Consider the following 574-nt stretch of genomic DNA (forward strand, 5'->3'; position numbering starts at 1 on the left):
GGTAGACGACGCGCGCCGTGTGCTGGATGAACGCGGGCACGTCGCTGGCGAGGTAGTACTCGCCGTCGCCGACGCCGAGGACGAGCGGCGACCCCGAGCGAGTCGCGAAGATGGCCTCCTCGTCGCCGATGATGGCCGCGATGGCGTAGCTACCCGAGAGGCTGCCGACCGCGGCACGGAACGCCTCCTCGGGAGTCGCGCCGTCGCGGAGGTTCTCCTCGATGAGGTGCGGGATGACCTCGGTGTCGGTCTCGCTGCTGAAGACGTGGCCGCGGGCTTCGAGGTCGCTCCGGAGCGATTGGAAGTTCGAGATGATACCGTTGTGGACGACGGCGATACCGCCCGACTCGTCGGTGTGCGGGTGAGCGTTGCCGTCGGTGACGCCACCGTGGGTCGCCCAGCGGGTGTGGCCGATGCCGTAGTCGCCGGCGATTGGGTTCTGCTCGACGGCCGCGACGAGCTCGGAGACCTCGCCGACGCGTTTCGTCAGCGAGATGCCCGAGCCGTTTTTCACGGCGATGCCGGCCGAGTCGTAGCCGCGGTACTCCAGCCGCTGGAGCCCGTCGACGAGCGA

The 574-nt window shown here is 69.2% G+C and carries 1 pseudogene; it reads right to left on the reverse strand.

Annotated features, from left to right (window positions below):
* Positions 1-574 (reverse strand): annotated as a pseudogene (locus tag D3D02_RS18615) (class II glutamine amidotransferase); the annotation flags it as partial.

Origin of the sequence: Halobellus sp. Atlit-38R (genome assembly GCF_003665925.1) — an archaeon.
Lineage (GTDB): Archaea > Halobacteriota > Halobacteria > Halobacteriales > Haloferacaceae > Haloquadratum > Haloquadratum inordinatus.